Here is a 24478-nt window from a genome sequence, read left to right as displayed (position 1 = left end):
ATCGAGTTTTTTATCGGACTTTAGCACAGAAGTTATTTTTACAAAATTTCATAGATTTTTGCTATTATATTAGGAAAGAAAGGATGTGTTTCATTATGAATAAAGAAGAAATACTTCAGAAAATCAAAGATTTGGTCCAAAGTGGCAATTTCACTGAAGCCAAAACATTTTTCGAAGAGCATAAAGAACAACTAGATCCTTACAAAGAAAAAGCCCAAGAATTTCTCCAAAATGTCGATTTTCAAGGAATAACGGATAAATTCAAAAATCTATTCAAATAAAATTTATATTTTCATAGGGATGATCGGAGCGAGTCTGTCATGATCTAGAAACAAAAAAATCCTCAACAATCAAGGATTGTCGGGGATTTTTTGTTAGGATTTCTTGTGTTTCAAAAATAAGCGATTGATCTCCAAATCGCCACACTTCTATCAAAACCTACTTTTAATACAATCTTGATGGGTCATAGTGGTACGTCACATTGCCATTCAGTTCGGCCTTTCCAACAACAAACTTGCGATTCTCAATTTTTAACCACGCTTCACGAAAAGCCATGACTTCCTCACGTTTGACCTCTATTTTTTGGATTTTTCCATCCATCAACTCTTGGATCATTTGTTCATAGGGATTCATCTTTGATTGCCTCCAGCTTATTTCAATATTCAGTGAAGATCGGTGCATGTATTTCTTTCGTATCTAAATCTTTTCGCACGTTCACTTTCGTATAAATCACTTTTTCAACTGGAATACTGTAGTAACTTTCGTCTCCATCGTTAAATTGATGGACATCCGTTTTTGATAAAATACCATCGATTTTGTTCATTAACACTCGCGGTTCCACACTATTACTAACAATATAATAGCAAATACGGATATTGTTTACTAAATGTAGATCAACTTCTAATATCACTTGGTCCATGAAATACTACACCCTTTCTTTAAAAGAATTATAACAATAAGTACATCAAGAATCAAAAAAACAACTTTATTTAAAAAACAAGAAATTTTATAACATATCCTCTTGTGCACAAACATACAAAGTGTTATTTTTAATTAAAGATTTCTTTTTTCCTTGGAGGCGTATATTATATGGACACTTTGGGACAATTGGTTTTTTATGTTCCTTTTTTTCTAATGACAACTTTAGCAATCTACTACACGAAATGGACGAAGCGTAAATTTTCCGTATTGCTGACACTTTTACCAGTCGCTTATTTTTCCCACAAAATATTTTCCCTTCGGCATTGGGAACCCACCCCAAAACTACTTTCACATGAATTAGGGTTGATTATTTCATTAACGATATTGATCTTATGGATTTATTACCTTTACAAACATCCTTAGTTAGCAGTACTACTCTTCACGAACAAAAAAGCCACGTTGGAAATCAGCAACGTAGCTTATCAGGAATCGGCATCTATTTAACGACCAACACATTACAAGGTGCATGAGTCACCACATAAGAAGCTGTCGACCCTACTAACGCTTGTTGGATCGAGCCTTTACCTGTTGCCCCCATCACGATAAGATCAATTGACTCTTGTTTTGGTAAGACAGTGGCGATCAATGTTCTTGGATCACCGGTCTCCACAATTGCATGAATTGTTTCAATCCCGAATTCTTTGGCATCATTGATTCTCTTCAATAGTTCCACTTCTGTTTTTTGTTTTTCTTCTGCATAGATTTTTGAGAACGCATAGGCACTATGTGTCAAATCGATTTTATTGATAATTGAAACGATCAATAATTCTGCTTGGTTATCTCTCGCTAATTCTAAAGCCTCGCCAAATGCTTTCTCTGCTTTTTCCGAGCCATCAATCGCTACCATTATTTTTTTATACATATTCGTCATCCATCCCATCTCCTTGTTTCTTTTATTCTATCACTTCGTATAAATTTTATAAAAAATTCACTTTTTTCTCGGCTTTTCAAACTAAAATTGAGCATTTTCTATTTTTTTATTTTGAATCTTTCTAATAAAAAACAAATGTCAGAAGCGCACAATTCTTCATTTATGATGTTTTTCTAATTAAAACGCACATTATTTAAACACATTCTTGTTACAAAAAAGGAGCATTTGTCACAAACTGTTACGTATCTTTCACCTATGAAATATAATCCCATGGTAAAGTATTACTCGTTAGCGAAAACAGCTAATCAAAATAACTTTTTAAAATACGAAGGAGATCTTTCATGAAATCACTTAAAACTATTCTTTTTGGAACAACTTTGGCCGCCGGCGCTGCATTATTTATGGGTACTTCTGCACACGCAGACGAAGCCTACACTGTTCAATCAGGTGATACTTTATCAACGATTTCTCAAAAATACGTTGGTGACAACTCCTTGATCCAAACAATTGCCGAAGCTAACTCAATCTCAAACATTCACCTGATTTTTTCAGGTCAAGAATTAACTATTCCTACTGGTGAGCAAGCAACTGCTCCTGTCGCTACTCAAGCACCTGTAGAACCTGTTCAAGAAACAGCGCCAGTTGTGGAAACACCTGTAGTAGAACAAGCACCAGCTACTGAAGTCGCTGTTTCAACTGGTACGAACGATGCCAAAGAATGGATCGCACAAAAAGAATCTAGCGGTTCTTATACAGCAACAAACGGACGTTATATCGGCCGTTACCAATTAGACTCTTCTTACTTGAACGGTGACTATTCTGCTGCCAATCAAGAAAGAGTGGCAGAACAATATGTTGCTTCTCGTTATGGCTCTTGGGATGCAGCCAAAGCTTTCTGGTTAGCTAACGGTTGGTACTAAAAAGAACGATTTTGAAAAAATGGGAATCCTATTGATTCCTATTTTTTTTGTTCTTGTTTCACTTAATTTCCCTTTTGTTTTTGCTTCTGCTTTTGACTTTGTTTGATTTTTTTGATTGCCCAATCATAATGACTCGAAGTAGCAGAAACGAAATAACTGCCAAGCGTTGTATTCCCCACCCAAGAATACTGGTTTTTTTGGAACAGTTGATCGTCATCGAAGGTTTTCGCCAGTAACATCACTTCTGCATGGCTTTCCTTCAACCAGTCAGACGCTTGTCGTAACGTAGTAGACTGATGTTTTTTTGTAAAGCCACGATTCATCTCGGCTGTCGTTCGCCAATTATAGGGTTCCGGCAAAAAAGATACGCCTTCTCCCAATTGATTACTTTTTACCCATGTTAATAATAAAGAATGCCACTCGTACAAATGGATCAACACATCTTTGATCGTTTGATCTCTTCGCCAATGTGCTTCTTTTCTTTTTTCAAGAAATACTTCCTCAAAATCAAATGTTGCTTCCCTTTGTTCCACAGGTATTGAATCGATCAACTGTTGCAATTTTTCAAAATTTTTAGTTGCAAGTATCAATAACTCCTCTTTTGACTTTGGTCTCATCTTCTTCTCCTTATTAAAAATACATTCGTTTTAAAACGTTTCCAATCCAACTATAATTCTAGTATGCCTGATTTTCAAAAAAAAGACGAGTACTATCCTAGAATGAATATACATTCTAGATCATTACTCGTCTTTATCCACTTGATTCAACGATTTTCATTCCATGTCTTGACTGAAAACCACATATCACTATACACTTTTTTGAGCAAGTCATTCATTTAGCGGTACTCACTTTGGTACGCTGACAATTGCAAAGGCATCTTTTTCTTCCATTCAATCATCCATTGAATTCTCGTTGCCAAAAAAATACTGCATATTCTTAATTATCGACAGGCGTTTTTTCCTTAGTTAGCCATATCCTTTATTTTTTTCTTGATGATTTCGCGGGTCTTTCTAAATTCAGCAAAAATCTCTTCTTCTGTACCAGTAGCTTTTGCCGGATCTTCTAGATCCCAATGTTCATGACGGATATGAGCAGGAATCACTGGGCATTTATCTAACGCATCTCCGCAAAGCGTAATGATCAAGTCCGCATGGCTAAAATAATCTGGATCAATCAAGTCTGAAGTTTGACTCGTAATGTCGATGCCATCTTCTTCCATCACTTTTACTGCACGTGGATTTAATCCATGTGTCTCTACTCCCGCGCTACGAACTTCAAATTGATCTTCCAGATATTCGTGGCCATACCCTTCAGCGATCTGACTTCTGCATGAATTTCCTGTACATAAAAAATAAACTTTCTTTTTTTCTACACTTGTTGACTTCTCCAAAACCATTCCTCCAATCCATTAATCCTTTGAGGATTAAGTGTATGATATCATAAATTCAAGGGATCGTTAGTTTATTCAAAAAAAACGTATGGTTTTTAATAAAGCAATGATCCGCCAGTTACATAACAAAAAACTAAGAATACAGACAAAACAGCATTTTAAAGCATGTCAAAGACTTTTTACATGCTAAATCTGGCAATGACAAAAACCTTTGATCGTCGATTTTGACCTCTTCGATCACACTGAGATAAGAAGGAGCGGATACTATGGACTTAAGTCATCAAATAAAAAAATATCGCAAACAACTAGCTTTCTCCCAAGAAGAATTAGCCGAAAAATTATATGTTTCAAGACAAACGATTTCAAACTGGGAGAATGAACGTAGCTATCCTGATATTCATAATTTATTATTGCTGAGTGTCCTATTTGACGTTTCTTTGGATGAATGAATCAAAGGAGATATAGAAAAGATGAAAGAAAATGTTACCCTTACTGAACTGAACAAATATACTAAGATCATGCTAGTTTTCATGCTTCTCACCTTGATTTCAGTAGGCCCATCCTTATTTTTACCCGGTAATTGGCGATTAGCCCTTCCCTTGATCTTTTGGATCGCCAGCATGTACGGCTCAATAAAAGTTGAGGGACTCAAAACAAGAGAATATCAAAACCTACAAAGAAATCGTCGCATTCATGGAAAACAAAGAAGTAGCACCTCTACGTAAACAAAGAAACAAGGTCAGAAATCGGATCGAAAAAAAGTAGGCATCGTCATTTTGTTTGGACTCATTTGTGGAGTGATCGCTTTCCTCGCAAGTCTGCCGTTTATACTTCTTGATCGCTAGTAATCCCATAGAAAAAAACAAGATCCACCTTCAAAGATTGATCTTGTTTTTTTACACCTAGGCGTTAGTAGACTGCCCATGGTTTGTAGTCATTAAATCTGTCTATTTCTTTCCCACACCATGAGGTATTCTTTCTCACCCGTCGATTCATCCATTTGTTCATCCACTTTTCTAAAGTCATTTTTATAGTAGAAACGGATCGCTCGTTTATTCTTATGATAAACATGCAAGCTTATTCGTTCTTTTTCTTTTTTAGCAGCTTCAATCAATTTTTGTCCAATTTTTCTATTTTGATATGTTGACTCTACAATAATTCCAGCTAAATAAGATTCATCTACGATGCCCATAAAGCCAACAATCTGACTATTCATTTCACAACAATAAATTTCTGCTTTTGGCAATTCTTTTTTCAACAACGCTTTTTTCTCATACCAATATTTCTCATCAATAAAATCATGTGTCCTGATATTGGTCGTTAACCAAATAGCTAGTAGTCGGTCCATTATCTCTTGGTCTAGTTTCTTCACTTTTTTAATCATCCCATTACTCCTGAAAGCTTATAGTTATTCTTCATACCTCTTCAAACGATCATTTAGATTGCCCGCATGGATGTTTACTGATACCCGCGAACGTCCTTCTTCAATTTTGAGGTCTAGAAGACGAAGTTGTTCTGTATAACAAAGAAGTTGTTCCGGAGTGATTTGAAAATCAATATGATTGTAGGTTTTGAGAAGCTTTGTCTGCTTATCTTCCATCAATGCCACCCACAGATCACCGATCAATAAGAATGTTTCTGGAATTAATGAGTATTGTTTTCCTTACTCGAATACACTTCTTTTGCATCAAAGATCTCCGTAAAGACTCCTGTCGAACATTTACGACCACGAACGACAACTGTCATGTGCGAGAGTTCCAACTTCGCTTTCTTTTTTAGTTAAGAATTTTTAGCATTACCAAACATGGATTCCATTCATCCCATAAGGTTGGGAACACTTCTAGCTCAACAAAACCCATCCTTCGATAGAATCCAATCGTCTGATCATAGATAGCGTAATGCCCTTCGGCGACCGTTTTCACTTGTAAAAATAGGTAATGTTCTCTTGCATATGATTCTAGTTCATCTAGTAATCGCTTACCTAATCCTCGATGATGATAGGCTTTTTTTATCCCCATACAATAGATCTCACCGGTGGCTTTACTTGTTTCTTTTAAACTGATAAACCCTATTGATTCATTTGTTTCTTGCAAGACCCACAACGGATATTTTTGGCAGTTCTCGATGTATTCTTGTGTCGAATCTGGCAAGCCAAACCATTCTGGCAAATCATTCAAGTCTTCTTGGACGATTTTTTTCTTTTCTATTGCTTCTTCTACTAAATCAATACGCATTGGTTTCCTCTTTTTTCGGCAAATATCGATCAACAAGTTGGAATCGTTCAAAGACGATTTTTGTTTCTTCATTGAGCAATAGTCCATGTTCTTTATAGTAAGGTTTGAAATAATTGTAATGCCCCTTTTGCCAATACATAAGAGATAAGTCGCCTTCACCTTCTGTAGCTGCCAGTTCTTCGGTGATTTCTTTCCAAGGTAGGATCAACACTTCGACAGTCTGGATAATGCCTATCGGTACTTTAGAGCTATTCACAACGACGGAGTAGTCACCAACTTTAGGTAATGGTTCGTTATCCATTTGGTAAAGCTCATACCCTGAGCTTGTCCCTGTTTTCTTCCCTTCCAATACTAGATCTGCTAATTCATCTGCGTGTTCTTTCGTATTTCCAAAAGCAAAAATTTCATATAATGACGCTTGTGACACACCATTTTTTAAGCAAAAGCTTTCCCAATATTTTTGTGCTTCTAGGTTCAATCTGTCACCAACTTTCTGATTGATAGTAAATCAAGTGTACCAAAAATTGGAAAACTAAGCCATTCACACTCAATTTTTTACAACTCCGATAGTCACATTTATAGTTACTCACCAACTTCACTTCTTAAATACAAGAAATAAAAAACTAGATTCACTTTTTGAGAGAATCTAGTTTTGTTTTCAGGATGAAATGGAAAATTAGACATCTACTTTGTTACAATAAATGCAACCAAAGAAAAGGAGAAAATCCATGGAACTTTATTTCAAAGAGTTTTTATTGATCACGCAAAAATTAAACAGGCAACAGATCACTCCGCTACTACTAGGTTCATTAGGCTTGTCTTACTTAACAGATATCGACTGGCAACCAAGAGACATTGACATCCATGTTCCTGGCGATCCACGGGGTTGGGAGGCACCCGACAAAGATCGCTTGCACAATTGGTAAAGCATCATGAAAATTATGGAAACGTTGAATTACCAACTAGTTGATTTACACGAACATGAATTTGCAAAAGATTCTTATAACATCCAGTTTGGCAGCGTGGACAGTCTTCTCGGCTTTGCAGGTATTCCACTTAATGAACTCTCTCTAATCAGAATCGATGACTGTTCCTTTTACTTACCTACAGCGGAACAATATTTGAAAGTATATCAACGTTCTGCTAAAGATAGTTACCGTGCAGAGAAAAATAATCATAAGGATCTAGCAAAGATCGAGTATTTGGAAAAGTACTTGAATAAGAATAAGCAATGAGAAATTCTGAAGCCTTCAACCAATTATCTTTTCAAAGATAATTGGTTATTTCATGTTTAAGTCTCTTTATTCACTGAGACCCTTCCATAGTAAATCCCCTACCAGACGTGCTAAATAGCAGTGGGATATCTTAAGTTGAAATAAGTGAAAGCTACTCTCTTTTTCACAAAATAACCTATCTTCTAGCCAATCATCGACATAAAATTTTGCATAATAAAAAACTCTCCTATCAACTTTTCCTAAAAGTTAATAAAAGAGTTCAGCGTTCATTTAATCATTAGTTATTTCTAACGAATACCAAGCGCAATTCGTGCATAACGACTCATTTTATCGGTTGTCCATGCGGGATACCAGACTAATTTGACTTCTGCTTTCGACACTTCTGGCACTTCTTTTAGTGCATCATGGATCGATTCAGTCAAGATATCAGCTAACGGACAGCCCATCGTTGTCAAAGTCATTTTAACAACGGTATCTCCATTTTCAGGGTCAAATTCGATTTCATAGATCAAACCTAGGTTCACGATATCGATTCCTAGTTCTGGGTCAATCACCATTTCTAACGCGGTGAGAATTCGCTCTTTGATTTCATCTACTTCTTCAGCAGACCATTTTTGTTCACTCATTCTTCGGATTCTCCTTCTCACAATTTTTGTTTATCATACCTTTTTTTAAGAGGTTTGTAAATATTCATTTGGCTAGCAAGGTCTGGACAGAAGTCTTTCACCTCAAAAACTAAGGTGACAGCTACGCAAATTGTTTTTCAAATTTTTTTATAGATCCTCTTAGTTCCTAAGAACTTTTTCTTTTTCCACCAGTTATTCGGTTCAAAGGTGACAAACAAAGGGGTAGATTTGTTTGCCTATTACTTTTTTATTTGCTTTTTGCCTTTTTAGATGCATGTTTGATTTCAGGAAGAACCCCTGTTGAACGATACATTTTTTGTTCGTTTTCATTGGCAAAGCGACCAAAAACGGAATGCGTTGGTAAAATATTGATGAACGCATCTTCATCGATCTCATGGACGATTTGATCAAGATCATACATTTCGTAACGTGTGATGACCATCATGATCATTTTTCCTTCACGTTTTGAATATCCACCAACTGAAGGTAAGAGAGTCATCCCCCGAACCATGCGTTGCGCAATTTCAGCAGTCACTTCTTCAGGTTTCACAGTGACAATCATGGCGGTCACTTTTTGGTGACTCGTATGGATCGCATCGATGACTTGAGTCATTGCATAGATCGAGATGATTGTATACAAAGCACTTTCCCAATTAAAGAGGAAGCCAGCTGCTACGACGATAATGCCATTTAAAATCAGCATATAGTTTCCTACGGTTTTCCCTGTCGTTTGAGAAAGAACCAATGAAATGATGTCCATTCCACCAGTCGTAAAACCCATTTTTAGAGAAATACCGACACCGACGCCAAGTAAAACACCACCGACTAATGCATTCATCAGTATATTATCTGTTACCTGTCCTGTCGGTAAAACTGTCGTCATGACTGACACACAAACAACGTTGATGAAACTAAGTACAGTTGCGCGTTTTCCGACTTTTAAAAAGCCTAGTATAAATACAGGAATATTCAATAGAAAAATAAACGTTCCAGTATCGACATCTATATGGACCCATTCAGATAATAGTGAAGCAATGATTTGGGCAATCCCGTTCATTCCTGCAGAAAAGACGTTGGCTGGAATCAAAAAATAATTCAATGCCACCGCTGCAGACAAACCGGTCATCAAGATAACCACTATTTTCTTAAGATTTTCGTTTCTTTGATAGACAGTCATGAATCTGCTCACAAGCACCTCTCCTTTTCAAGTTTATTCCAAATGTAAGAATAACAGTTTCTTCCAGAAAATAAAATAGCGACTACTTAAATGAGAAGAATTTTAGTAAAGATGTCACAAAAAAAATAAGCCTATGCTACAATAAAAGAAAACCGAATGAACGAGGAGGACATTATGGCAAAAGATGCAAGTTTTGATATCATTTCAGAAGTATCTGTTGAAGAAGTAAAAAATGCAATCCAACAAACCACGAAAGAATTAACTAACCGTTTCGATTTCAAGGATTCAACGGTTGAGATCAAGTTAGAGAATACAAATAAATTAGTTGTGCTAAGTGACGATGAATTTAAAATCGAACAAATCAAAGATGTTTTGTTTGGAAAATTGAATAAACGCAATGTGCCAATCAAAAATATCCACTTTTCTGAAACGGAACACGCTTTAGGTGGTAAAGCACGCCAATCTGCTGATCTAGTCAATGGGATCGACCGCGATAATGGCAAGAAGATCACGACCGCGATCAAAAATGAAAAACTAAAAGTGAAAACACAGATCCAAGAAGACCAGATCCGAGTAACTGGTAAAAATCGCGATGATCTACAAGCTGTGATCGCACTTTTAAGAAAACTAGACTTGCCGATCGAATTGCAATTTACAAACTACCGTTAGTTCATGGGTACTATTGAGATATCACTAAAAAAGGACAAGCATTTTGCTTTGTCCTTTTTTAGTGGTCTTGCCAAAACTGATGGATAGTTTGTGATAGTGCCTCAACTGTTCGAACTTCTTTTGCTTGGTGCCAATATGGCGGGAAAAGTTTACGATAATTTGATGAGACAAAGCGTTGATCTGCTAAAAGCACAATGCCTTGATCTTCCATATCTCTGATTACTCGCCCAGCTGCTTGCAATACTTTATTCATTCCTGGTAACTGGTAAGCATAAGCAAAACCTAGTTGTTCTTTTTCATCATAGTAAGATTTGATCAACTCTTGCTCATGATTCATTTGTGGTAAGCCCACACCAACGATCATACTACCAATCAAGCGTGATCCGCGTAGATCGATTCCTTCTGAAAAAATGCCGCCAAGTACACAAAAGCCTACTAATGTTTCTTGCGGTTCGACTATAAATTCTGCTAAGAAATCTTCTCGTTCTTGTTCATTCAACTGGGTTCCTTGGATAAGTGTGCGAGTCGAAGGGTAAGTTTCTTTGAACACTTCGGCGACTTGGTCCAAATATTGATAGGAAGGAAAGAAAATCATATAATTGCCCTTCTTCCCTTGAATGAAACGTTGAATCGTTTCGACTAAACGTGGCATACTCTGCTCTCTTTTGCGATACGTCGTTTCAAGATAACTTGCTATAAGTACTTGTTGATTCTCAATTGGGAATGGACTAGGTAAGCGATACGCTAAACTCTCTTTGCCCCCTAATGTTTCTTGATAATAAGAAAGTGGTGAAAAACTCGCAGAAAACAAAAGACTACTCCGTCCTTTATTCAACGATTGTTCTAAAAATAAACTAGGATCGATGCAAAATTGCTTCACGATCAAATCATGGTAACTTTTCTCTACAGTTGTTTCATAGTGATCGTCATAGAATTCACTGATTTTTAAAAAATGATTCAAGTCAAAATAAAATCCTAAAATTTGCTCTTGCATCGGGTGTTCAGGATATTCAGCCAACCATTCTTGAATAAATTCACCGAGTTGAAACCCTGCGTTGATCAATGAATCTGCTGGGGCTTTTTGATGATGATAGTTCCATCCTTCTTCAAGAGCAATTTCTTGGATCTGATCAAAAGCTTTTAAAAGACGATTCCATCGACGACGTAGTTTTTTAAATTCCTTCGGGATCTCTCCATAGACTTTACGTGCTTTTCCATAAGATAATTCAGCAGAATACATTTCTCTTGAACGATTGACTAAATTGTGTGCTTCATCGATCAAGAAAAGATGATCTTCATTTTTCTCTTCATCAAAAAATCGTCTCAAGTAAACCGTTGGGTCGAACAGATAGTTGTAATCCCCGATGATCACGTCACACCATAAACTGACATCTAAAGAGAGTTCAAATGGGCATAAGGTATGTTTCTTCGCATATTTCTCAATTACCTCACGAGTAATCTGGTTTTCGTGGTTTAATAAATCCCATAACCCCTCGTTGATTCGATTATAATAGCCATTGGCATAAGGGCATTGGTCTGGATTACACGTGGTCTCATCTAAGAAGCAAATCTTATCTTTCGCTGTCAAGGTCACACTTTTTGTCTCAGCCCCAACATCTTTTAACGCTGCTAACGCATCTTCAGCCACATGTCTCGTAATAGTTTTCGCGGTTAAGTAAAAAATACGTTCTCCTTCATCTTCTCCGATCGCCTTTAAGGATGGAAATAATGTAGAGATCGTTTTTCCAGTACCAGTGGGAGCTTCCGCGAACAGTTTTTGTTTTGTCCGGATCGTTTTATAGGCAGCAACTGCCAGTTCCCTTTGTCCTTTACGATACTCTTCGTATGGAAACTTTAGTGCCATCAATGAGGCATTACGTACCGTACGCCAATTTTCCTGAAAAATCAGCCACTCTTGGTAATCCTCGGTCAGTTTTTTAAAAAACACTTCCAGTTGTTCTCTCGTCTGATGTTCCACTTTCCGTGTGATCACTTCTTCTGTGGTTTGATAATAGGTTAGCCGGAGGTTGATCTCCTCTAAGTTGTTTTCTTGACTATAAATATAGGCGTACACTCTTGCTTGATGAAAAAACAATTCGACTTGTTCGGGTTCTAAATCTTCAAAGCGTGGTTCCGACGTTTTAATTTCGTCGATGTGGTACACACCATCTTTTTTGAAGATACCATCTGCTCGTCCTTCAACGATCAGTTCATAAGGATCAAGCTGTACACTGGTTTGTAAGAACACTTCTTTTTGATACTCTTCTCCTGCTTCTTTTTGGAGCTTGCGGTGGATTTTTGCACCTTCCAAGGCGGTATGATTACTTTTCTTTCGATTATCGATACTTCCGCGACGCAAGATGAACTCGACTAAGTGACGGACGGATATTTTAGATTTTTTCACCATGGTCGCCTCCTTCTTGTATTAGAGTACCGCAAAATAGACCGTTTCGCAAAAAACAAAAACACCCTGCTCGGATAAGCAGGGATATAGGATATAGAATTTGGATTTTTGGATACACTCAATGTAACAAGAGTAAATGAGAAATCAATGAAAATTTTCTATTCTTCCGTTTAAAATTTTTAAACACTTTTCATATAATCTGACAATTCAGATAACTGATGTTATAAAAGTAGACACTTTTGTTTCTGATCCATATTTGCGTTATACTTATATCGAACGATAGAAGAAAGAATTTTTAAAAGTTGGAGGTTTCCTTTTATGCATGTTTTACAATTAAAAACTGGAACAATCGAGGAAAACTGTTACCTTGTCTACAACGACGAAGCGCTTCTGATCATTGATCCAGGAGCTGACGCTGAAATGATCCAAGAACAAATCAAGAAGACCCAGCAACAACCTGTCGCTATCTTATTGACTCATACGCATTACGACCACATTGGCGCTGTCGAAGCATTGAGAAATACCTATGACATCCCTGTCTATGTCAGTCCACTAGAACAAGAATGGCTTGGAGATCCCATCTTGAATCTCTCAGGACTTGATCGCCATGATGATATGGATAATATCATTGTTTCTCCTGCGGAATATGAATTTGAAATGAAACAATACCGTCTTGGGAATATGTCATTTGAAGTCGTTCCAACACCTGGTCATTCAGCCGGTAGTGTTAGCTTTATTTTCGATGACTTCGTGATATCTGGAGACGCACTCTTTAAAGGGAGTATCGGTCGCACCGATCTCTACACCGGTAATTTAGAGCAGTTACTCTATAGCATCACGACACAGCTTTTTGTTCTACCAAATGAATTTGTGGTCTATCCTGGCCATGGAGAACCAACAACGATTGAACACGAGAAAAAAACAAACCCATTTTTTAACGCTTAATCAAACTTAGGAGGTCGTTCAACATGAGTGAAACAACCCTGTATATCGTCCGTCATGGTAAAACAATGTTCAATACGATTGAACGTGTGCAAGGCTGGTGTGACACACCATTGACGAAACAAGGACAAGAAGGTATCCATTTTTTAGGTAAAGGTCTAAAAGATATCGATTTTTCTTACGCCTATTCAAGCGACAGTGGCCGAGCAATCGAAACGGCACGGATCGTTTTAAGCGAACATACAAAAGGGAAAGAAATTCCTTACTTTATTGATAAACGGATTCGTGAATGGTGTTTTGGTTCGCTAGAAGGTGGCTACGATATGGAGATGTGGGGTGTCATTCCTCGTGTACTAAATTTTCAAACATACGATGAGATGTTCACCACAGATGTGACCTTTGAACAAATCGCTAATGCCATCTATGAGACGGATACTGCTGGCTGGGCGCAACCTTATGCCGAATTAAAAGAACGTGTCTGGTCAGGTTTTGAAGATATCGCCCATCAGTGTGAGAAGAACAATGGTGGCAATGTTTTAGTCGTCTCCCACGGCCTAACGATTGCTTTTCTTCTTAGCTTGATCGATCCTTCTCAACCAGTTCGTGCTGGATTGTTAAATGGTAGTGTCACAAAAGTAACCTATAAAAATGGTCGTTTTTCAATTGAAAGTGTCAACGATACCAGTTATATCGAACAAGGAAAACAACAGACAAGAGAATCATTTATGTGATGAGTCATTGAATAAGTACATTGAAGTCTTTTGATTTCAGTGTACTTTTTTTGAAGTCCTTTATTTTTGTATGAATCTCAAAGAAACAATTTGGCTTTGGAAACAAAGAACGGTATACTAAATGTTGTATTTTAATTGGGAAGGAAGGAATTTATGTTTTTTGCAAATATCATAAAAGCAGCGATTCTAGGAATCATTGAAGGAATCACAGAGTGGCTGCCAATCAGTAGTACAGGACATTTGATCTTAGCAGATGAATTCATCAAGCTTGATGCGAGTTCACAATTCATGTCGATGTTCAATGTCGTGATCCAATTAGGAGCGATCTTAGCCGTCGTTGTTTTGTATTTCCACAAGTTGAACCCTTTTGCTCCTAGCAAATCCTCGAACGAGAAAAAAGATACGTGGGTTTTATGGTCAAAAGTACTTGTTGCTTGTGTGCCAGCAGCTATTATTGGTTTATTATTGGACGATTGGTTAGATGCCCATTTTTATAAATTTTTACCAGTAGCGATCGCCTTGATCGTTTACGGTATCGGTTTCATCATTGTTGAAAAGCGAAACAAAAATAAAACACCTCGTTGGTCAAACCTGAATGATTTGACTTTCCAAGCAGCGATTCTGATTGGGGCTTTCCAAGTCTTGGCTTTGATACCAGGGACTTCACGCTCCGGCGCTACGATCCTTGGAGCAATCCTGATTGGTGCTTCCCGCTTCGTTGCCACTGAGTTCTCATTTTTCCTTGGCATTCCAGTGATGTTTGGTGCCAGTGGATTAAAGATCGTGAAATACCTTGCTGATGGCAACAGCTTCCAAATGGAAGAAACAGTTATTCTTTTAGTAGGTACTGTGGTTTCATTCATCGTTTCGATTTTTGCGATCAAGTTCTTGATCAACTACTTGAAACGTAATGACTTTACTGTTTTTGGCTGGTATCGTATCATTCTAGGGATCATCTTGATCGGTTACTGGTTCATCGCAATGTAATTTGATATGCTCATCGCAAACCAGCTTAATGATTGGTAAGCGCAACAACAAAACAAAATAGTAGTAAGCTCACGCATCGCTGAGCTTACTACTATTTTTTATATACTTTTTTGAGCTAAAATGAATGATCCTCATACAACAACTTTTCGATTTTTTTATCTTTCACTAATAAGATCTGATCGAAATTCTTTCGCAAGAATTAGCGATCATGAGTAACTGCTAAAATGGTACCGGTAAATGTAGACAATAATTCTTCGACTTCTTCTCTTACATAGATATCCAAGTGATTGGTTGGTTCATCTAGGATCAATACATTGATTTTCTTTTGGAACAGTTTCAAGAGGTACAGCCTTACTTGTTCTCCACCAGAAAGATCTTTGATCCTTTTAGCAACATCCCCACTGAAGAATCCAAAATTCGCTAATACTTGTCGTGCTTTCTGTTCATCAAGTATCAGGTATTTAACATAATTCAATATCCGTTGTTCTGGTTGTTCAAACGTTAAGCGTTGAGGTAAATAGCCAATTGACAAACTTGCGCCAGTTTTAATGGCCCCTTCATCTACTCCTATTTCCCCCATCACTACTTTTAATAGCGTTGATTTCCCAGAACCATTCTTACCTAATATGGCGATCCGCTCACCACGATAGACCTTAAACGAACTATCTGAAAACAAATATTTTTTACCTACTGTTTTCTTTATATTTTTGGCAACCCACACTTCTTTCCCCGACAGATCATCTTGACTGATTGTAGTTAGTTTTTTGCGGGGGACCTTAGGCGCATTTATCAGTATCATTTTTTCTAATCTACGCTCGATTTCTTTTGCTTTTTTAAAGAATGCTTCGTTGTCTCCTTCATTCCCCCATTGGCGATAGCGTCGTATCATTCCTTTCAATCGTTTGATTTCTTTTTGCTGAAGTTCATGATTTTTTTGAAGTTCCTGTATCCGTTGTTTTTTCAACGTCATGTAACGACTATAATTTCCCGAATATTCGATTATCTGACCGTCCTCGATCTCCATGATTTTTTTGACTACATTGTCAAGGAACGCACGATCATGGGAAATCACGAGGAACGCACAATTTGTCAATCTCAGATATTCTTCTAACCATTGTACGGAGTCGAGATCAAGATGATTGGTTGGCTCATCTAATAGAAGGACATCATTTTCTTGTAATAATACTTTGGCTAATTCTACTCGAATACGTTCGCCTCCGCTTAATTGACCGAGCGGTGTTTCAATTTGTTCTGCAAGGTCTAATCCTTTCAAAACACTCGTGATCCGATCTTCTAATCCATATCCGCCCATCGTCTCAAATCGTTGCTGCAAGTCGCCATATACTTTCATGATATGGTCCAGATCTTCCGTTGCGATACACATTTTTTCTTCATAGTAATTGAGTTGTGTTTGCAATTCTTGGATGTCTTTGAAGCTTTGATACACATAGTCAAAAGTAGCGATTGAGCCATTTTCCATTTTCTGTAGAATATAACCAATCGACAGCCCTTTTTTCCTACTAACTGTCCCTTCATCAACACCTTGAGATCCGATCAACATTTGAAGAAGAGTTGTTTTCCCAGTTCCATTTTGTCCGATCAATCCGATTTTGTCTTGCATATTGAGTGTGCAACTCAAATTTTCAAAAAGAGGTACGTCACTATAATTTTTACTGATCTTATTCGCTTGAATATACATTTTCTCGCTACTTAAGACCAATCAAAAAAGCCATGAAGAAATTCATGACCTGTTGTTATTTCATTTATCTGGTACTTAGCTAAAAATGGAATAAACATATTGAATGGTCATTTATTTTTGATTGGTTTTTCTATTTTTAAGCGCACTGATGCCTTGGATAGAAAATACAAAAATAATTGCATGACTAAAGCTAATATGATATCTAGAATAATTATCTGTTTCTGTTATTTTAGTCAAGCTGCCCATTAAATATGTCCCTCCTTTTCATTATATTTATATCAATTGTACCAAATCACTCATAAAAGCTCAAATGAGACTAAAAGAAATAAACATCTAGACTGAACATTGCTACATTTCTACATGTATTGTCTCTACTGATCGATTTCTACCAAAAAGACTCAGATCTAAGACTGAATTCTAAGTAATTCATTTTATTTACTTTACCTGTCGTAGTAATTGTTTTATAATTATTACGACAGATGTAGTAATTATAAAGGAGGCGATCGAGTGATATCAAGTGATGCAATTCGTGGGTATAATGATGCCATCATCTTATCGATTCTTTCCAAAGAAGATTCCTACGGGTACGAAATCTCTAAACAGATTCGCGAGGGAACTGATTCAATGTATATCATCAAGGAAACAACCTTATACTCCGCGTTTACACGCCTAGAAAAGCAAGGGCTGATCCTTTCTTATCCTGGCGAAGTCACCCATGGCAAGAAACGAACGTATTACCGAATCAGTAGTGCTGGGAAGAAATTATTAGAAGAAAAAAAAGACGAGTGGCAGCAAACAAAAATCGTTGTTGACCGTTTTCTACAAGGAGGAGAAACATGAAAACCATTAAGGATTATCTAGATAGTTTATTTTTAAATGTACCGAATACACCTGAAACAAAAAAAGCCAAAGAAGACCTATTGGCAATCATGGAAGATCAGTATCACGGATTATTAGAAGAAGGAAAATCAGAGCATGAAGCCATTGGTGCAGTCATCAGTGAATTTGGTTCTATTGATGAGATCCTCCAAGAATTGGAACTTTCTCGGTCCTCTTTTGACGAAGAAGTCTGGGAAAACGAGATTGAACTCGATGAAGTGATTTCATTTTGGAACCAAGTCCGTCGTTTCTCCCTTTTTCTTTCAACAGGAATTGCTAGTTGTATCTTAGCTGTAGGAATGCTCTTATTTTTTGCTAATGGTATTAGCGAGATCATCGGTTTTTTGGCAATGTTTCTTCTGGTCGCTTTAGGCGTTGGTTTGATTATTACTACAAGTTTGAGCTATTCAGCTAGTAAGAAGAAACTAAATGATCGACCCTATTCACAACAAGTAAAAATCGAAGCAAGACAACAAACAGAAGCCTATGCGAAAAGTTTTCGAGTAGGACTAGTTTTCGGTATCATTTTATGTATCCTTTCGGTCACACCTATCTTGACGAATAGAGCCTTTGGCTTACCGATTGGATTCGCTTTATTACTTTTCTTTGCTTCCGTGGCACTCGGCGTCTTCTTTATCGTCTACGTCAGCATCATCTACACTTGGTTTTCAAAAGTCGCTGAAGGCACGTTCTTTATCTCAGATGAAGATGAGCCAGGACCACGAGCATCTCAACACATGTACGGAGACTCAGCAAAAGCGATTCGTTTATTTGAACGTTTATACTGGCCGGGCATCTTCATCGTTTACATGGTTTGGTCCTTTATGACCCGAAGCTGGGCTTACTCTTGGCTCATCTTTGTACTAGGCGGTGTATTAGAAGACTATTTTCTTGAAAGATTGAAACGTAAATAACTTCTCAATCGCGGTCGGGGCAGAATTGTTTAGCCTCAAGAAATAAGGCGCAATCCACGAAAATTGTTTTTCAGATTTTTATGGATTGCGCCTTATTTTTCGAAGAGGTTACTTTTGTTCCCAGCGTTTACTCAGTTTAGGTAGTGCGAGAGGATGGATGTTCCAGAGATTTTTCTGTTTTCTAACTAAAAGCTTTTGTTATGTCTTTGACCACGTTCGTTGCCTTATCGACCCATTCTCCTTTTGCCGCATCAGTTAAGCGATCGGTATACTGTTTTATCCTATCTTTTAATTCTTGGTTTGTGAGTTCTCGCGTGACTTGGATCGTCTTCTTCTTTGTATCTGAACTGGCACGGCTATGACTAGCAATAAACCAAGAAATCAATGCTTTTTCTAGTCCCCTTATTTGCTCATCAAACATTGCTCTCTTTCCCTTCCATTGATTAATTTTTATGATTTAATTTAGCTGACTGATAGTTTTGCTGATTTTCTGCTAATTCGTCTTCAATCCTATGTAATGCTTTACGTACAAGATATTGCCCTTCTTCGCTTGCATCATTGATCAAGCGATACGCGATACGAGGATCGATAGTTCCTCCGTCTGAAAATATTCGTTGAATCAGCGGGATTTTTTCTCCTAATTGATCTAAGTAGCGTGTAAATGAACGTTTTTCTGCTTCAAGATACGCTATTTTATTCTCTAATTCATCTTTCTTGCGCCAATAATCTTCTTCGATTTTTTTCATTTCTTTCGACTCATTATTAGCCATCACTAAAATGTTCCTTTCTTGAATTGGCTCGCTAATTCACTATCCAATTGTATTTGCTGATCAATCGTCTGATTGATTGGGTAGATCAGATCTTCGTAACTTGATTTGATCGAGCGAAGTTGATTCAACGCCGCTTCATAGTCAGTAACTGGTTCGATTAGTACGTGTTGTCGAGTCACCCCTCCTCGCTCTAACGCTTCTATTTGTTCCATTTCTGTAAGATTGCTTCCATATGAACGCGCATTAGCGATTGTATCTTGCCACAGTTGATTCGCCTGATCGATGCCTGTTTGATAGACCGTCATCAGTTCAGTGATTTTTTCATCAATCGCTGTCTTCATTCCTGAAACAATGCTTTTCGCTTGAACTGCATCCAGGTAAACTTCTTTAGCTGCCGAAATTCCCCCTGTTTGTCCGCTCCATTCACTTTTAATACTAGCAATTGATCTTTTTTTCAATCGTCTTTGATACTCAGCTAATACAGTGCCACTGCTATTCGTTGTTAATAAAGAACCATCTTCCTCAAATTGGTAACCTCCCCACATATGTTGATCGATCGTGCGCCTCAAGCCCAGCCGTTCAGATAGTGGATAAACGATCTGCCCAACTGCCTTTTTGCCTCCCCCATATCCAATCGCAACTAAGTCTTTTGAGTCAATGTAATTCAAAAGACGATACTCTGCGGTCAAATAATCCGCTTGCCGTTTTTGCTCAGGCGTTAATACCTCATAGATATTCGGTCCCTGATACACATAGCCATAAACACGATCCGCATCACTTGAAGAAATACTCGCTAACGCATATTGCGCATTCATTGATCCTAAAGAATGACCATATACATAAAATTCAGCATTTGGATAAGCTTCCAATGTTTGTTGTAGTGTTGTCGCAGAAGATTGAAGCTGAGGCATCGCTGCTGCCCCACCACCATTGATCACCTGAAAAGCTGTAAAAATATTATTGTACTGCCAATCTAATTTGGTATCTAATGAAGAATCAAACGACGAACCACGATATAAAACCATGACTTCTTTTACGCTTTCCCTTTCGCTAAGAGATGCTGATAAGGGAACATATTTGTCGGTAATGATAAAGGATTGTTCGCCGGTGATTTTGCTGTTGATGTGGGAGACGTAACCGATGAACTCTTTATCCTCATTTTTAAAGAAAGGCTCTTTTAAGCGCAAAGTTTCATATTGTTGCTTGGCTATTCCAACCTTTTCTTTTTCAGTATTCTTCACTATCTTCCCCTCCTTCTTTTAGTAATTCATATAGGTCAGAAGTAGTACGCACAATATCATTTTTTAGCTTACTTAGCTCCCCGTTTATCTGATTTCGATCTAGTAGATTAAAAACAAGTAACTTATTATTATCATTTATAATTAGAGGTACACTAATCCCACCCATTGGATTTCTCTTGATATTTTTATAATCAATTTTATAGTTTTTTATCACTCCTTCAGATGTCAACGCCTTAGAGTCAAGATTTTTCAATGTTTTCTCCAAAACGATTTTTGCTTCTTCACTATTCACAACTCGAATCATTTCTTCTTCTAACTTCAAATGGTCCATATACATTGTTCCTCCAATCCATAATAGGCATATGCCAGTGATGATCAGTACGATTTGGCGCTTCTTGATCGGTTTTCGCTTCATAAATGACCTCCTTTTTTATTATGTCTATCATAATTTTGTTGTAAGCAGTACGTCACAGCTTTTATGTATGTTTAATTGATCAATCAGTGTATGGAATGACATGCCACATAATCTTCTTCTCTTTTTCCCATCTCCTCTTATTTAATTACGCCATTTCAACTGACTCTCACAAACATTCACCCTTTCTTTTTTATATATTTTTGATCTGTTACTTTTTCACATCAAGTATACATGATAAATCAGACACTCTATTCTTCACCTCATAAAAACATGTTTTGACATCATCAACGTAGGTATTTTTCTCATTTTGCCTTTTCGTCTAATTCTTCGTACCTTTTGGTTCCTTCTATGGTCGATCAAATATTTTGCTAATGACTCTTTTGCATCGTATTAAAAAAATGGTATGATGAATAATTAGAAAGTGAGGTTTTTTGATGGAAAGTTGGTTATTTCTTGGGTTGATCATGCTGGTAGCCGTCCTTGCTAAAAATCAAAGTCTGATGTTAGCGACTGGTTTTATTTTACTTGTTAAGTTTATTCCTGCATCAAAAGATTTTTTGACATGGCTCCAAGGGAAAGGAATAAATATTGGCGTGACGATCATTACTGCGGCGATTTTAGTGCCTATTGCTACAGGTGATATTGGTTTAAAAGATTTGCTTGATGCGTTCAAATCACCTATGGGTTGGGTAGCGATCTTCTGTGGTGGCTTAGTTGCTGTATTGTCGTCTAAAGGCGTTGACTTGATTGCGACAGATCCACAAATCACTGTGGCTTTAGTTTTTGGAACGATCTTAGGCGTTGTGTTCTTAAAAGGAATCGCAGCGGGCCCTGTGATTGCTTCTGGAATCGCCTATTGCATTCTCCAATTGTTTTCTTTTAATAAATAATGATGCATCTAGTGGTTGAGAAAAGGATAATTTTTTTGTTCGTGGTATACTAGTTTTGAGGTGATCGCATATGCAAAAACTAAAATATTTCTTTGGGACTGTTGGATGGTTTTTATTGGCTGTTCTATTGATTATTGGATTGACCTACTTACTATTTCCTGATTTAATCCAAAACGTCTTTGATGCTAATTTTTAATATACGTAACTATTTTTTTAAATATCTATAAAAAAAGGCGAAAAACTTGAAAGATCTTGGGATTATTCAAGTTCTTTCGGCTTTTTTTTGGCTTGGTGCTTCTTTTTTGTTATACTAAGTGTAAGTGCACCTCTTTTATGCAGGAAATTTTAAAAAAAGTGCGAAATGTTTGATTTAGAAGAAAGGAAGACGCTCGTGGAAACTTTTGAAGGTCTTTTGATTGATACGTATGTTTTACAAGAACAACCAATGATGTTGACTGGTTTGAATCTCCAACTTGAAGATCGGGTAATCAATTGTCTAATTAAAGATCGCTACTTGGCAAAATATGTTTTACGTTTACCTTTAAACAAATATGTATTGGAAGTTAGCGGAAAATGGAATCGTCGAAATCAATTAGTCATCAAACGAATGATGATCAAAAACATCGATGAATACATCAAAATCATTGGAACACCCGAATAGCTCCTTTTCATGCATTCTAATTAGTTATAAAATAACTAATCTATGTTAACGTTATGATTCATTGATTTGAAGCAATCGTATCCCTTTTCAAAAAAAACTTTGCAAACGGTTGACTTTGTTATATACTATTTCAGTACCAAACATCCCATTCAATTATTTATTTACCAAGATAAATTAAACCACGTTTGGTTAAGCGCTCGTTGTCTCCCACAACAGCGCTTTTTCTTTTGTTTTTTTGTTTTTCTGCACTCATAAATCCACGCTCTCTGATATTTCTTACGTGTTAAGGAAAAAAACTTGTCATGTTGATATTGCAATGCGCGCTCGCATTAGGTATAATAATGAATGTTGAATTATGCGGTAACACGCGTAAGAACTTTACTTATCGGAGGTGAAACAAATGCCAAACATTGAATCTGCAATCAAACGTGTTCGCACAAGCGAAAACGCGAATGTAAAAAATTCATCTCAAACTAGTGCTATGCGTACTGCAATCAAAAAATTTGAGGATGCTGTAGCTTCAGGTGCTGACAACGTAGATGCGTTATATAAAGACGCTGTTAAAGCGATCGATATGGCTGAAACTAAAGGTCTTATCCACAAAAACAAAGCAAACCGCGACAAATCTCGTTTAAGCAAAAAAATCGCTAAATAAGGAAATCGGCCACGGCCGGTTTTTTTATTTCCTTTTTCTATACACAAATACACACAGTTTGGATGATCCCTTTGATGATCAACCGAACTGTGTGTATTTGTGTTGCTATTGTTTTTATTTATTATTTAATCTTTCAGCTGCCTGAAACACAAATAATTGGAAACTCAATTTCTTTTCGATCTGTCCACTTTTTACTTGATAGTCCATCTCGACTAATTGGTCGAACAATTGGACTAATGTTCGTTCATCGAACTTCCTAACTTCTTGCATTGCCAATTTTACCCGATAGGGATGGATTTTCAAAGTTTCCGCAATGTTTGCTTGTTGGTACCCGATTTTGACTAAAAATTTCGTTTGGAGATACAATCGTAGTTGGGAGAGTAGGATCGCATTGATCTTGATGATCTCTTCCCCTTGTGTGACTAAATCTTCAAATAATCGCAGGGTATGTTCCGTATCTCCAGAAAGCATATATTGTGTCATGTCAAAGATATTATGTTCCAATGTCTTAGGCACTAATTGTTCGATTTCTTTCGCAGAGATTGCTGATTGATTCTGTCCATATAACATCAATTTATCTAATTCTGCCATCATTTTTGATAAGTCTAAATCAGTCAATCGTAAAAAAAGGTCAATTGCTTTACGATCTAGAGTAAGCGGTGTATTTTCTAATGTATTCAATAAATACTGTCGCACTTCTTTTTCATTCAATTGCTGAACATTGATCGATATCGCCGTTTTCTTCAATTGTTTCGTGACTTTTTTTCGTTCATCTAATTTTTCATAAGGCGCAAAAAAAACGAGTACGGTTGTTTCAAGCGGTTCTTTTAAATAGTCTACTAAAAGATCTGTGTTTTGTTCGATACTGTTGCTGTTTTTTTCACCCGTCAAAAAATAAGGGTTTTCGACAAAAACCACCCGTTGATCACCGAAAAACGGTAAGGTTTCTGCTTCAGCGATTACGTCATCGATCGTTGCTTGAGTCATATCAAATCGCAGAAAATTAAGGTCATCTTCTCCTGATATTTGTATTTTCTTGAGGATTTCTGTACGCACTTGGTCTTGTAAAAACTTCTCAGTTCCTAAAACGAGATAACAAGGTGCGAGCTTTTCTTTACGAATTTTTTGTAGTTCAACTTGGATACTCACATCTCTCACCACTTTCCAATTTATCCTATCACGAGAAA

At 37.0% G+C, this 24478-nt stretch carries 33 protein-coding genes and 2 pseudogenes; 17 read left to right on the top strand and 18 right to left on the bottom strand.

The window, feature by feature from the left end; genetic code table 11:
- Positions 1–95: 95 nt before the first annotated feature.
- Positions 96–281 carry a hypothetical protein gene (locus IGJ99_RS06355; RefSeq protein ID WP_438770683.1) on the top strand — a complete coding sequence of 62 codons (186 nt, stop codon included), beginning with the start codon at positions 96–98 and terminating at the stop codon, positions 279–281.
- A 163-nt stretch (positions 282–444) separates the two neighbouring features.
- Here the strand turns inward: IGJ99_RS06355 and IGJ99_RS06350 are convergent, their stop codons facing one another.
- Together IGJ99_RS06350 and IGJ99_RS06345 are read right to left on the bottom strand one after the other, a co-directional pair.
- Entirely contained in the window at positions 445–633 is a 189-nt protein-coding gene (locus IGJ99_RS06350; protein ID WP_010735609.1) for a hypothetical protein, read from the bottom strand.
- 22 nt (positions 634–655) lie between these two features.
- Positions 656–919 (bottom strand): hypothetical protein, encoded by a 264-nt coding sequence (locus IGJ99_RS06345; protein WP_010735610.1) that lies wholly within the window; start codon positions 917–919, stop codon positions 656–658.
- A 170-nt stretch (positions 920–1089) separates the two neighbouring features.
- Between IGJ99_RS06345 and IGJ99_RS06340 the strand changes: the two genes are divergently transcribed.
- A complete protein-coding gene (locus IGJ99_RS06340) occupies positions 1090–1344 on the top strand; it encodes a hypothetical protein (RefSeq protein WP_010735611.1) in 255 nt (84 codons plus the stop codon).
- Entirely contained in the window at positions 1314–1451 is a 138-nt protein-coding gene (locus tag IGJ99_RS06335; protein ID WP_438770927.1) for a hypothetical protein, read from the top strand. The genes IGJ99_RS06340 and IGJ99_RS06335 overlap by 31 nt, the downstream gene beginning before the upstream one ends.
- On the opposite strand, the gene IGJ99_RS06330 is transcribed toward IGJ99_RS06335, so the two are convergent.
- The gene (locus tag IGJ99_RS06330; RefSeq protein ID WP_023519554.1) at positions 1418–1852 is read right to left on the bottom strand and encodes a universal stress protein; all 435 of its coding nucleotides are present in this window, start codon (positions 1850–1852) and stop codon (positions 1418–1420) included. The genes IGJ99_RS06335 and IGJ99_RS06330 overlap by 34 nt on opposite strands.
- A 341-nt stretch (positions 1853–2193) precedes the next feature.
- On the opposite strand from IGJ99_RS06330, the gene IGJ99_RS06325 reads away from it, so the two are divergent.
- Positions 2194–2772 carry a LysM peptidoglycan-binding domain-containing protein gene (locus tag IGJ99_RS06325; RefSeq protein ID WP_100495161.1) on the top strand — a complete coding sequence of 193 codons (579 nt, stop codon included), beginning with the start codon at positions 2194–2196 and terminating at the stop codon, positions 2770–2772.
- A gap of 62 nt (positions 2773–2834) precedes the next feature.
- On the opposite strand, the gene IGJ99_RS06320 is transcribed toward IGJ99_RS06325, so the two are convergent.
- Both IGJ99_RS06320 and arsC read right to left on the bottom strand, forming a co-directional pair.
- Positions 2835–3389 (bottom strand): ClbS/DfsB family four-helix bundle protein, encoded by a 555-nt coding sequence (locus IGJ99_RS06320; protein WP_010735616.1) that lies wholly within the window; start codon positions 3387–3389, stop codon positions 2835–2837.
- Positions 3390–3733: 344 nt separating this feature from the next.
- Positions 3734–4168, bottom strand: coding sequence for an arsenate reductase (thioredoxin) (arsC, locus tag IGJ99_RS06315; protein ID WP_062805334.1), 435 nt, complete (start codon positions 4166–4168; stop codon positions 3734–3736).
- Between the two features lie 260 nt (positions 4169–4428).
- On the opposite strand from arsC, the gene IGJ99_RS06310 reads away from it, so the two are divergent.
- Entirely contained in the window at positions 4429–4611 is a 183-nt protein-coding gene (locus IGJ99_RS06310; protein WP_010735618.1) for a helix-turn-helix transcriptional regulator, read from the top strand.
- Positions 4612–4632: 21 nt separating this feature from the next.
- Complete coding sequence (locus IGJ99_RS06305) at positions 4633–4887, top strand: hypothetical protein (protein WP_010735619.1); 255 nt, start codon at positions 4633–4635, stop codon at positions 4885–4887.
- A 212-nt stretch (positions 4888–5099) separates the two neighbouring features.
- Here IGJ99_RS06305 and IGJ99_RS06300 read toward each other — a convergent pair whose 3' ends face one another.
- The 4 genes from IGJ99_RS06300 to IGJ99_RS06285 form a co-directional block, all read right to left on the bottom strand.
- Positions 5100–5546: a GNAT family N-acetyltransferase gene (locus IGJ99_RS06300; RefSeq protein ID WP_010735620.1), complete on the bottom strand. Its 447-nt coding sequence runs from the start codon at positions 5544–5546 to the stop codon at positions 5100–5102.
- A gap of 24 nt (positions 5547–5570) precedes the next feature.
- Positions 5571–5789, bottom strand: coding sequence for a hypothetical protein (locus IGJ99_RS06295; protein WP_077151786.1), 219 nt, complete (start codon positions 5787–5789; stop codon positions 5571–5573).
- A 148-nt stretch (positions 5790–5937) separates the two neighbouring features.
- Positions 5938–6396, bottom strand: coding sequence for a GNAT family N-acetyltransferase (locus tag IGJ99_RS06290; RefSeq protein ID WP_438770682.1), 459 nt, complete (start codon positions 6394–6396; stop codon positions 5938–5940).
- Positions 6386–6874, bottom strand: coding sequence for an ASCH domain-containing protein (locus IGJ99_RS06285; protein ID WP_062805336.1), 489 nt, complete (start codon positions 6872–6874; stop codon positions 6386–6388). The genes IGJ99_RS06290 and IGJ99_RS06285 overlap by 11 nt, the downstream gene beginning before the upstream one ends.
- A 250-nt stretch (positions 6875–7124) precedes the next feature.
- Here IGJ99_RS06285 and IGJ99_RS06280 point away from each other — a divergent pair.
- Positions 7125–7631 (top strand): annotated as a pseudogene (locus IGJ99_RS06280) (phosphoribosylanthranilate isomerase).
- Between the two features lie 287 nt (positions 7632–7918).
- Here the strand turns inward: IGJ99_RS06280 and IGJ99_RS06275 are convergent.
- Both IGJ99_RS06275 and IGJ99_RS06270 read right to left on the bottom strand, forming a co-directional pair.
- Complete coding sequence (locus tag IGJ99_RS06275; RefSeq protein WP_019723739.1) at positions 7919–8257, bottom strand: metal-sulfur cluster assembly factor; 339 nt, start codon at positions 8255–8257, stop codon at positions 7919–7921.
- Positions 8258–8504: 247 nt separating this feature from the next.
- Complete coding sequence (locus IGJ99_RS06270; protein ID WP_034691361.1) at positions 8505–9434, bottom strand: YitT family protein; 930 nt, start codon at positions 9432–9434, stop codon at positions 8505–8507.
- 174 nt (positions 9435–9608) lie between these two features.
- Here IGJ99_RS06270 and IGJ99_RS06265 point away from each other — a divergent pair, with 174 nt between their 5' ends.
- Positions 9609–10103, top strand: coding sequence for a YajQ family cyclic di-GMP-binding protein (locus IGJ99_RS06265; RefSeq protein ID WP_019723741.1), 495 nt, complete (start codon positions 9609–9611; stop codon positions 10101–10103).
- A 58-nt stretch (positions 10104–10161) separates the two neighbouring features.
- Here the strand turns inward: IGJ99_RS06265 and IGJ99_RS06260 are convergent, their stop codons facing one another.
- Positions 10162–12510 carry an ATP-dependent DNA helicase gene (locus tag IGJ99_RS06260; RefSeq protein ID WP_409173889.1) on the bottom strand — a complete coding sequence of 783 codons (2349 nt, stop codon included), beginning with the start codon at positions 12508–12510 and terminating at the stop codon, positions 10162–10164.
- Positions 12511–12825: 315 nt separating this feature from the next.
- Here IGJ99_RS06260 and IGJ99_RS06255 point away from each other — a divergent pair, with 315 nt between their 5' ends.
- The 3 genes from IGJ99_RS06255 to IGJ99_RS06245 all read left to right on the top strand — a co-directional run bounded on the left by IGJ99_RS06255 (position 12826) and on the right by IGJ99_RS06245 (position 15167).
- On the top strand, positions 12826–13452 hold the full coding sequence (locus tag IGJ99_RS06255; protein WP_349520322.1) for an MBL fold metallo-hydrolase: 627 nt from the start codon (positions 12826–12828) through the stop codon (positions 13450–13452).
- Between the two features lie 23 nt (positions 13453–13475).
- Positions 13476–14180, top strand: coding sequence for a histidine phosphatase family protein (locus IGJ99_RS06250; protein ID WP_010735634.1), 705 nt, complete (start codon positions 13476–13478; stop codon positions 14178–14180).
- Between the two features lie 153 nt (positions 14181–14333).
- Positions 14334–15167, top strand: coding sequence for an undecaprenyl-diphosphate phosphatase (locus IGJ99_RS06245; RefSeq protein ID WP_010735635.1), 834 nt, complete (start codon positions 14334–14336; stop codon positions 15165–15167).
- Positions 15168–15369: 202 nt separating this feature from the next.
- On the opposite strand, the pseudogene abc-f reads toward IGJ99_RS06245, so the two are convergent.
- Positions 15370–16866: pseudogene (abc-f, locus tag IGJ99_RS06240) on the bottom strand (ribosomal protection-like ABC-F family protein); the annotation flags it as partial.
- Between the two features lie 507 nt (positions 16867–17373).
- Here abc-f and IGJ99_RS06235 point away from each other — a divergent pair.
- Both IGJ99_RS06235 and IGJ99_RS06230 read left to right on the top strand, forming a co-directional pair.
- Entirely contained in the window at positions 17374–17706 is a 333-nt protein-coding gene (locus IGJ99_RS06235; protein ID WP_019723123.1) for a PadR family transcriptional regulator, read from the top strand.
- Positions 17703–18659, top strand: coding sequence for a permease prefix domain 1-containing protein (locus IGJ99_RS06230; RefSeq protein WP_010735639.1), 957 nt, complete (start codon positions 17703–17705; stop codon positions 18657–18659). The genes IGJ99_RS06235 and IGJ99_RS06230 overlap by 4 nt, the downstream gene beginning before the upstream one ends.
- Before the next feature lie 181 nt (positions 18660–18840).
- Here IGJ99_RS06230 and IGJ99_RS06225 read toward each other — a convergent pair whose 3' ends face one another.
- The 4 genes from IGJ99_RS06225 to IGJ99_RS06210 are packed head-to-tail and all read right to left on the bottom strand — an operon-like array spanning position 18841 to position 21085.
- Positions 18841–19080, bottom strand: coding sequence for a hypothetical protein (locus IGJ99_RS06225; RefSeq protein ID WP_010735640.1), 240 nt, complete (start codon positions 19078–19080; stop codon positions 18841–18843).
- Positions 19081–19102: 22 nt separating this feature from the next.
- Positions 19103–19429, bottom strand: a complete 327-nt coding sequence (locus tag IGJ99_RS06220; protein ID WP_438770681.1) for a hypothetical protein — start codon at positions 19427–19429, stop codon at positions 19103–19105.
- Between the two features lie 2 nt (positions 19430–19431).
- Positions 19432–20670, bottom strand: coding sequence for a lipase family protein (locus IGJ99_RS06215; protein WP_224434679.1), 1239 nt, complete (start codon positions 20668–20670; stop codon positions 19432–19434).
- On the bottom strand, positions 20657–21085 hold the full coding sequence (locus IGJ99_RS06210) for a DUF1310 family protein (protein ID WP_062805341.1): 429 nt from the start codon (positions 21083–21085) through the stop codon (positions 20657–20659). The genes IGJ99_RS06215 and IGJ99_RS06210 overlap by 14 nt, the downstream gene beginning before the upstream one ends.
- A gap of 434 nt (positions 21086–21519) precedes the next feature.
- Here IGJ99_RS06210 and IGJ99_RS06205 point away from each other — a divergent pair, with 434 nt between their 5' ends.
- The 4 genes from IGJ99_RS06205 to rpsT all read left to right on the top strand — a co-directional run bounded on the left by IGJ99_RS06205 (position 21520) and on the right by rpsT (position 23291).
- Positions 21520–21975 carry a DUF441 domain-containing protein gene (locus IGJ99_RS06205; RefSeq protein WP_438747919.1) on the top strand — a complete coding sequence of 152 codons (456 nt, stop codon included), beginning with the start codon at positions 21520–21522 and terminating at the stop codon, positions 21973–21975.
- 70 nt (positions 21976–22045) lie between these two features.
- Entirely contained in the window at positions 22046–22171 is a 126-nt protein-coding gene (locus IGJ99_RS06200) for a hypothetical protein (protein ID WP_010735645.1), read from the top strand.
- A gap of 195 nt (positions 22172–22366) precedes the next feature.
- On the top strand, positions 22367–22636 hold the full coding sequence (locus IGJ99_RS06195) for a hypothetical protein (RefSeq protein ID WP_010735646.1): 270 nt from the start codon (positions 22367–22369) through the stop codon (positions 22634–22636).
- 400 nt (positions 22637–23036) lie between these two features.
- Complete coding sequence (gene rpsT, locus IGJ99_RS06190; protein ID WP_010735647.1) at positions 23037–23291, top strand: 30S ribosomal protein S20; 255 nt, start codon at positions 23037–23039, stop codon at positions 23289–23291.
- A 114-nt stretch (positions 23292–23405) separates the two neighbouring features.
- Here rpsT and holA read toward each other — a convergent pair whose 3' ends face one another.
- Positions 23406–24452: a DNA polymerase III subunit delta gene (holA, locus tag IGJ99_RS06185; protein ID WP_438747917.1), complete on the bottom strand. Its 1047-nt coding sequence runs from the start codon at positions 24450–24452 to the stop codon at positions 23406–23408.
- Between the last annotated feature and the right edge of the window lie 26 nt (positions 24453–24478).

It is taken from the genome of Enterococcus sp. AZ095b (genome assembly GCF_051714725.1).
Classification (GTDB): Bacteria; Bacillota; Bacilli; order Lactobacillales; family Enterococcaceae; genus Enterococcus_B; species Enterococcus_B pernyi.
Note: the sequence above shows the minus strand (reverse complement) of the source record. Positions and strands in the feature narration are given on the sequence as shown.

What these genes read in the sequence shown, in the direction of transcription:
- IGJ99_RS06320 (WP_010735616.1), bottom strand. Translation starts at nt 3,389, where the DNA reads ATGAGACCAAAGTCAAAAGAGGAGTTATTGATACTTGCAACTAAAAAT.
- IGJ99_RS06290 (WP_438770682.1), bottom strand. Translation starts at nt 6,396, where the DNA reads ATGCGTATTGATTTAGTAGAAGAAGCAATAGAAAAGAAAAAAATCGTC.
- IGJ99_RS06260 (WP_409173889.1), bottom strand. Translation starts at nt 12,510, where the DNA reads ATGGTGAAAAAATCTAAAATATCCGTCCGTCACTTAGTCGAGTTCATC.
- IGJ99_RS06305 (WP_010735619.1), top strand. Translation starts at nt 4,633, where the DNA reads ATGAAAGAAAATGTTACCCTTACTGAACTGAACAAATATACTAAGATC.
- IGJ99_RS06265 (WP_019723741.1), top strand. Translation starts at nt 9,609, where the DNA reads ATGGCAAAAGATGCAAGTTTTGATATCATTTCAGAAGTATCTGTTGAA.
- IGJ99_RS06250 (WP_010735634.1), top strand. Translation starts at nt 13,476, where the DNA reads ATGAGTGAAACAACCCTGTATATCGTCCGTCATGGTAAAACAATGTTC.
- IGJ99_RS06310 (WP_010735618.1), top strand. Translation starts at nt 4,429, where the DNA reads ATGGACTTAAGTCATCAAATAAAAAAATATCGCAAACAACTAGCTTTC.
- IGJ99_RS06220 (WP_438770681.1), bottom strand. Translation starts at nt 19,429, where the DNA reads ATGGCTAATAATGAGTCGAAAGAAATGAAAAAAATCGAAGAAGATTAT.
- IGJ99_RS06270 (WP_034691361.1), bottom strand. Translation starts at nt 9,434, where the DNA reads ATGACTGTCTATCAAAGAAACGAAAATCTTAAGAAAATAGTGGTTATC.
- IGJ99_RS06275 (WP_019723739.1), bottom strand. Translation starts at nt 8,257, where the DNA reads ATGAGTGAACAAAAATGGTCTGCTGAAGAAGTAGATGAAATCAAAGAG.
- IGJ99_RS06230 (WP_010735639.1), top strand. Translation starts at nt 17,703, where the DNA reads ATGAAAACCATTAAGGATTATCTAGATAGTTTATTTTTAAATGTACCG.
- IGJ99_RS06350 (WP_010735609.1), bottom strand. Translation starts at nt 633, where the DNA reads ATGAATCCCTATGAACAAATGATCCAAGAGTTGATGGATGGAAAAATC.
- IGJ99_RS06325 (WP_100495161.1), top strand. Translation starts at nt 2,194, where the DNA reads ATGAAATCACTTAAAACTATTCTTTTTGGAACAACTTTGGCCGCCGGC.
- IGJ99_RS06345 (WP_010735610.1), bottom strand. Translation starts at nt 919, where the DNA reads ATGGACCAAGTGATATTAGAAGTTGATCTACATTTAGTAAACAATATC.
- IGJ99_RS06210 (WP_062805341.1), bottom strand. Translation starts at nt 21,085, where the DNA reads ATGAAGCGAAAACCGATCAAGAAGCGCCAAATCGTACTGATCATCACT.
- IGJ99_RS06355 (WP_438770683.1), top strand. Translation starts at nt 96, where the DNA reads ATGAATAAAGAAGAAATACTTCAGAAAATCAAAGATTTGGTCCAAAGT.
- IGJ99_RS06205 (WP_438747919.1), top strand. Translation starts at nt 21,520, where the DNA reads ATGGAAAGTTGGTTATTTCTTGGGTTGATCATGCTGGTAGCCGTCCTT.
- IGJ99_RS06340 (WP_010735611.1), top strand. Translation starts at nt 1,090, where the DNA reads ATGGACACTTTGGGACAATTGGTTTTTTATGTTCCTTTTTTTCTAATG.
- IGJ99_RS06335 (WP_438770927.1), top strand. Translation starts at nt 1,314, where the DNA reads ATGGATTTATTACCTTTACAAACATCCTTAGTTAGCAGTACTACTCTT.
- IGJ99_RS06200 (WP_010735645.1), top strand. Translation starts at nt 22,046, where the DNA reads ATGCAAAAACTAAAATATTTCTTTGGGACTGTTGGATGGTTTTTATTG.
- IGJ99_RS06300 (WP_010735620.1), bottom strand. Translation starts at nt 5,546, where the DNA reads ATGATTAAAAAAGTGAAGAAACTAGACCAAGAGATAATGGACCGACTA.
- IGJ99_RS06225 (WP_010735640.1), bottom strand. Translation starts at nt 19,080, where the DNA reads ATGTTTGATGAGCAAATAAGGGGACTAGAAAAAGCATTGATTTCTTGG.
- IGJ99_RS06255 (WP_349520322.1), top strand. Translation starts at nt 12,826, where the DNA reads ATGCATGTTTTACAATTAAAAACTGGAACAATCGAGGAAAACTGTTAC.
- rpsT (WP_010735647.1), top strand. Translation starts at nt 23,037, where the DNA reads ATGCCAAACATTGAATCTGCAATCAAACGTGTTCGCACAAGCGAAAAC.
- IGJ99_RS06330 (WP_023519554.1), bottom strand. Translation starts at nt 1,852, where the DNA reads ATGACGAATATGTATAAAAAAATAATGGTAGCGATTGATGGCTCGGAA.
- IGJ99_RS06245 (WP_010735635.1), top strand. Translation starts at nt 14,334, where the DNA reads ATGTTTTTTGCAAATATCATAAAAGCAGCGATTCTAGGAATCATTGAA.
- arsC (WP_062805334.1), bottom strand. Translation starts at nt 4,168, where the DNA reads ATGGTTTTGGAGAAGTCAACAAGTGTAGAAAAAAAGAAAGTTTATTTT.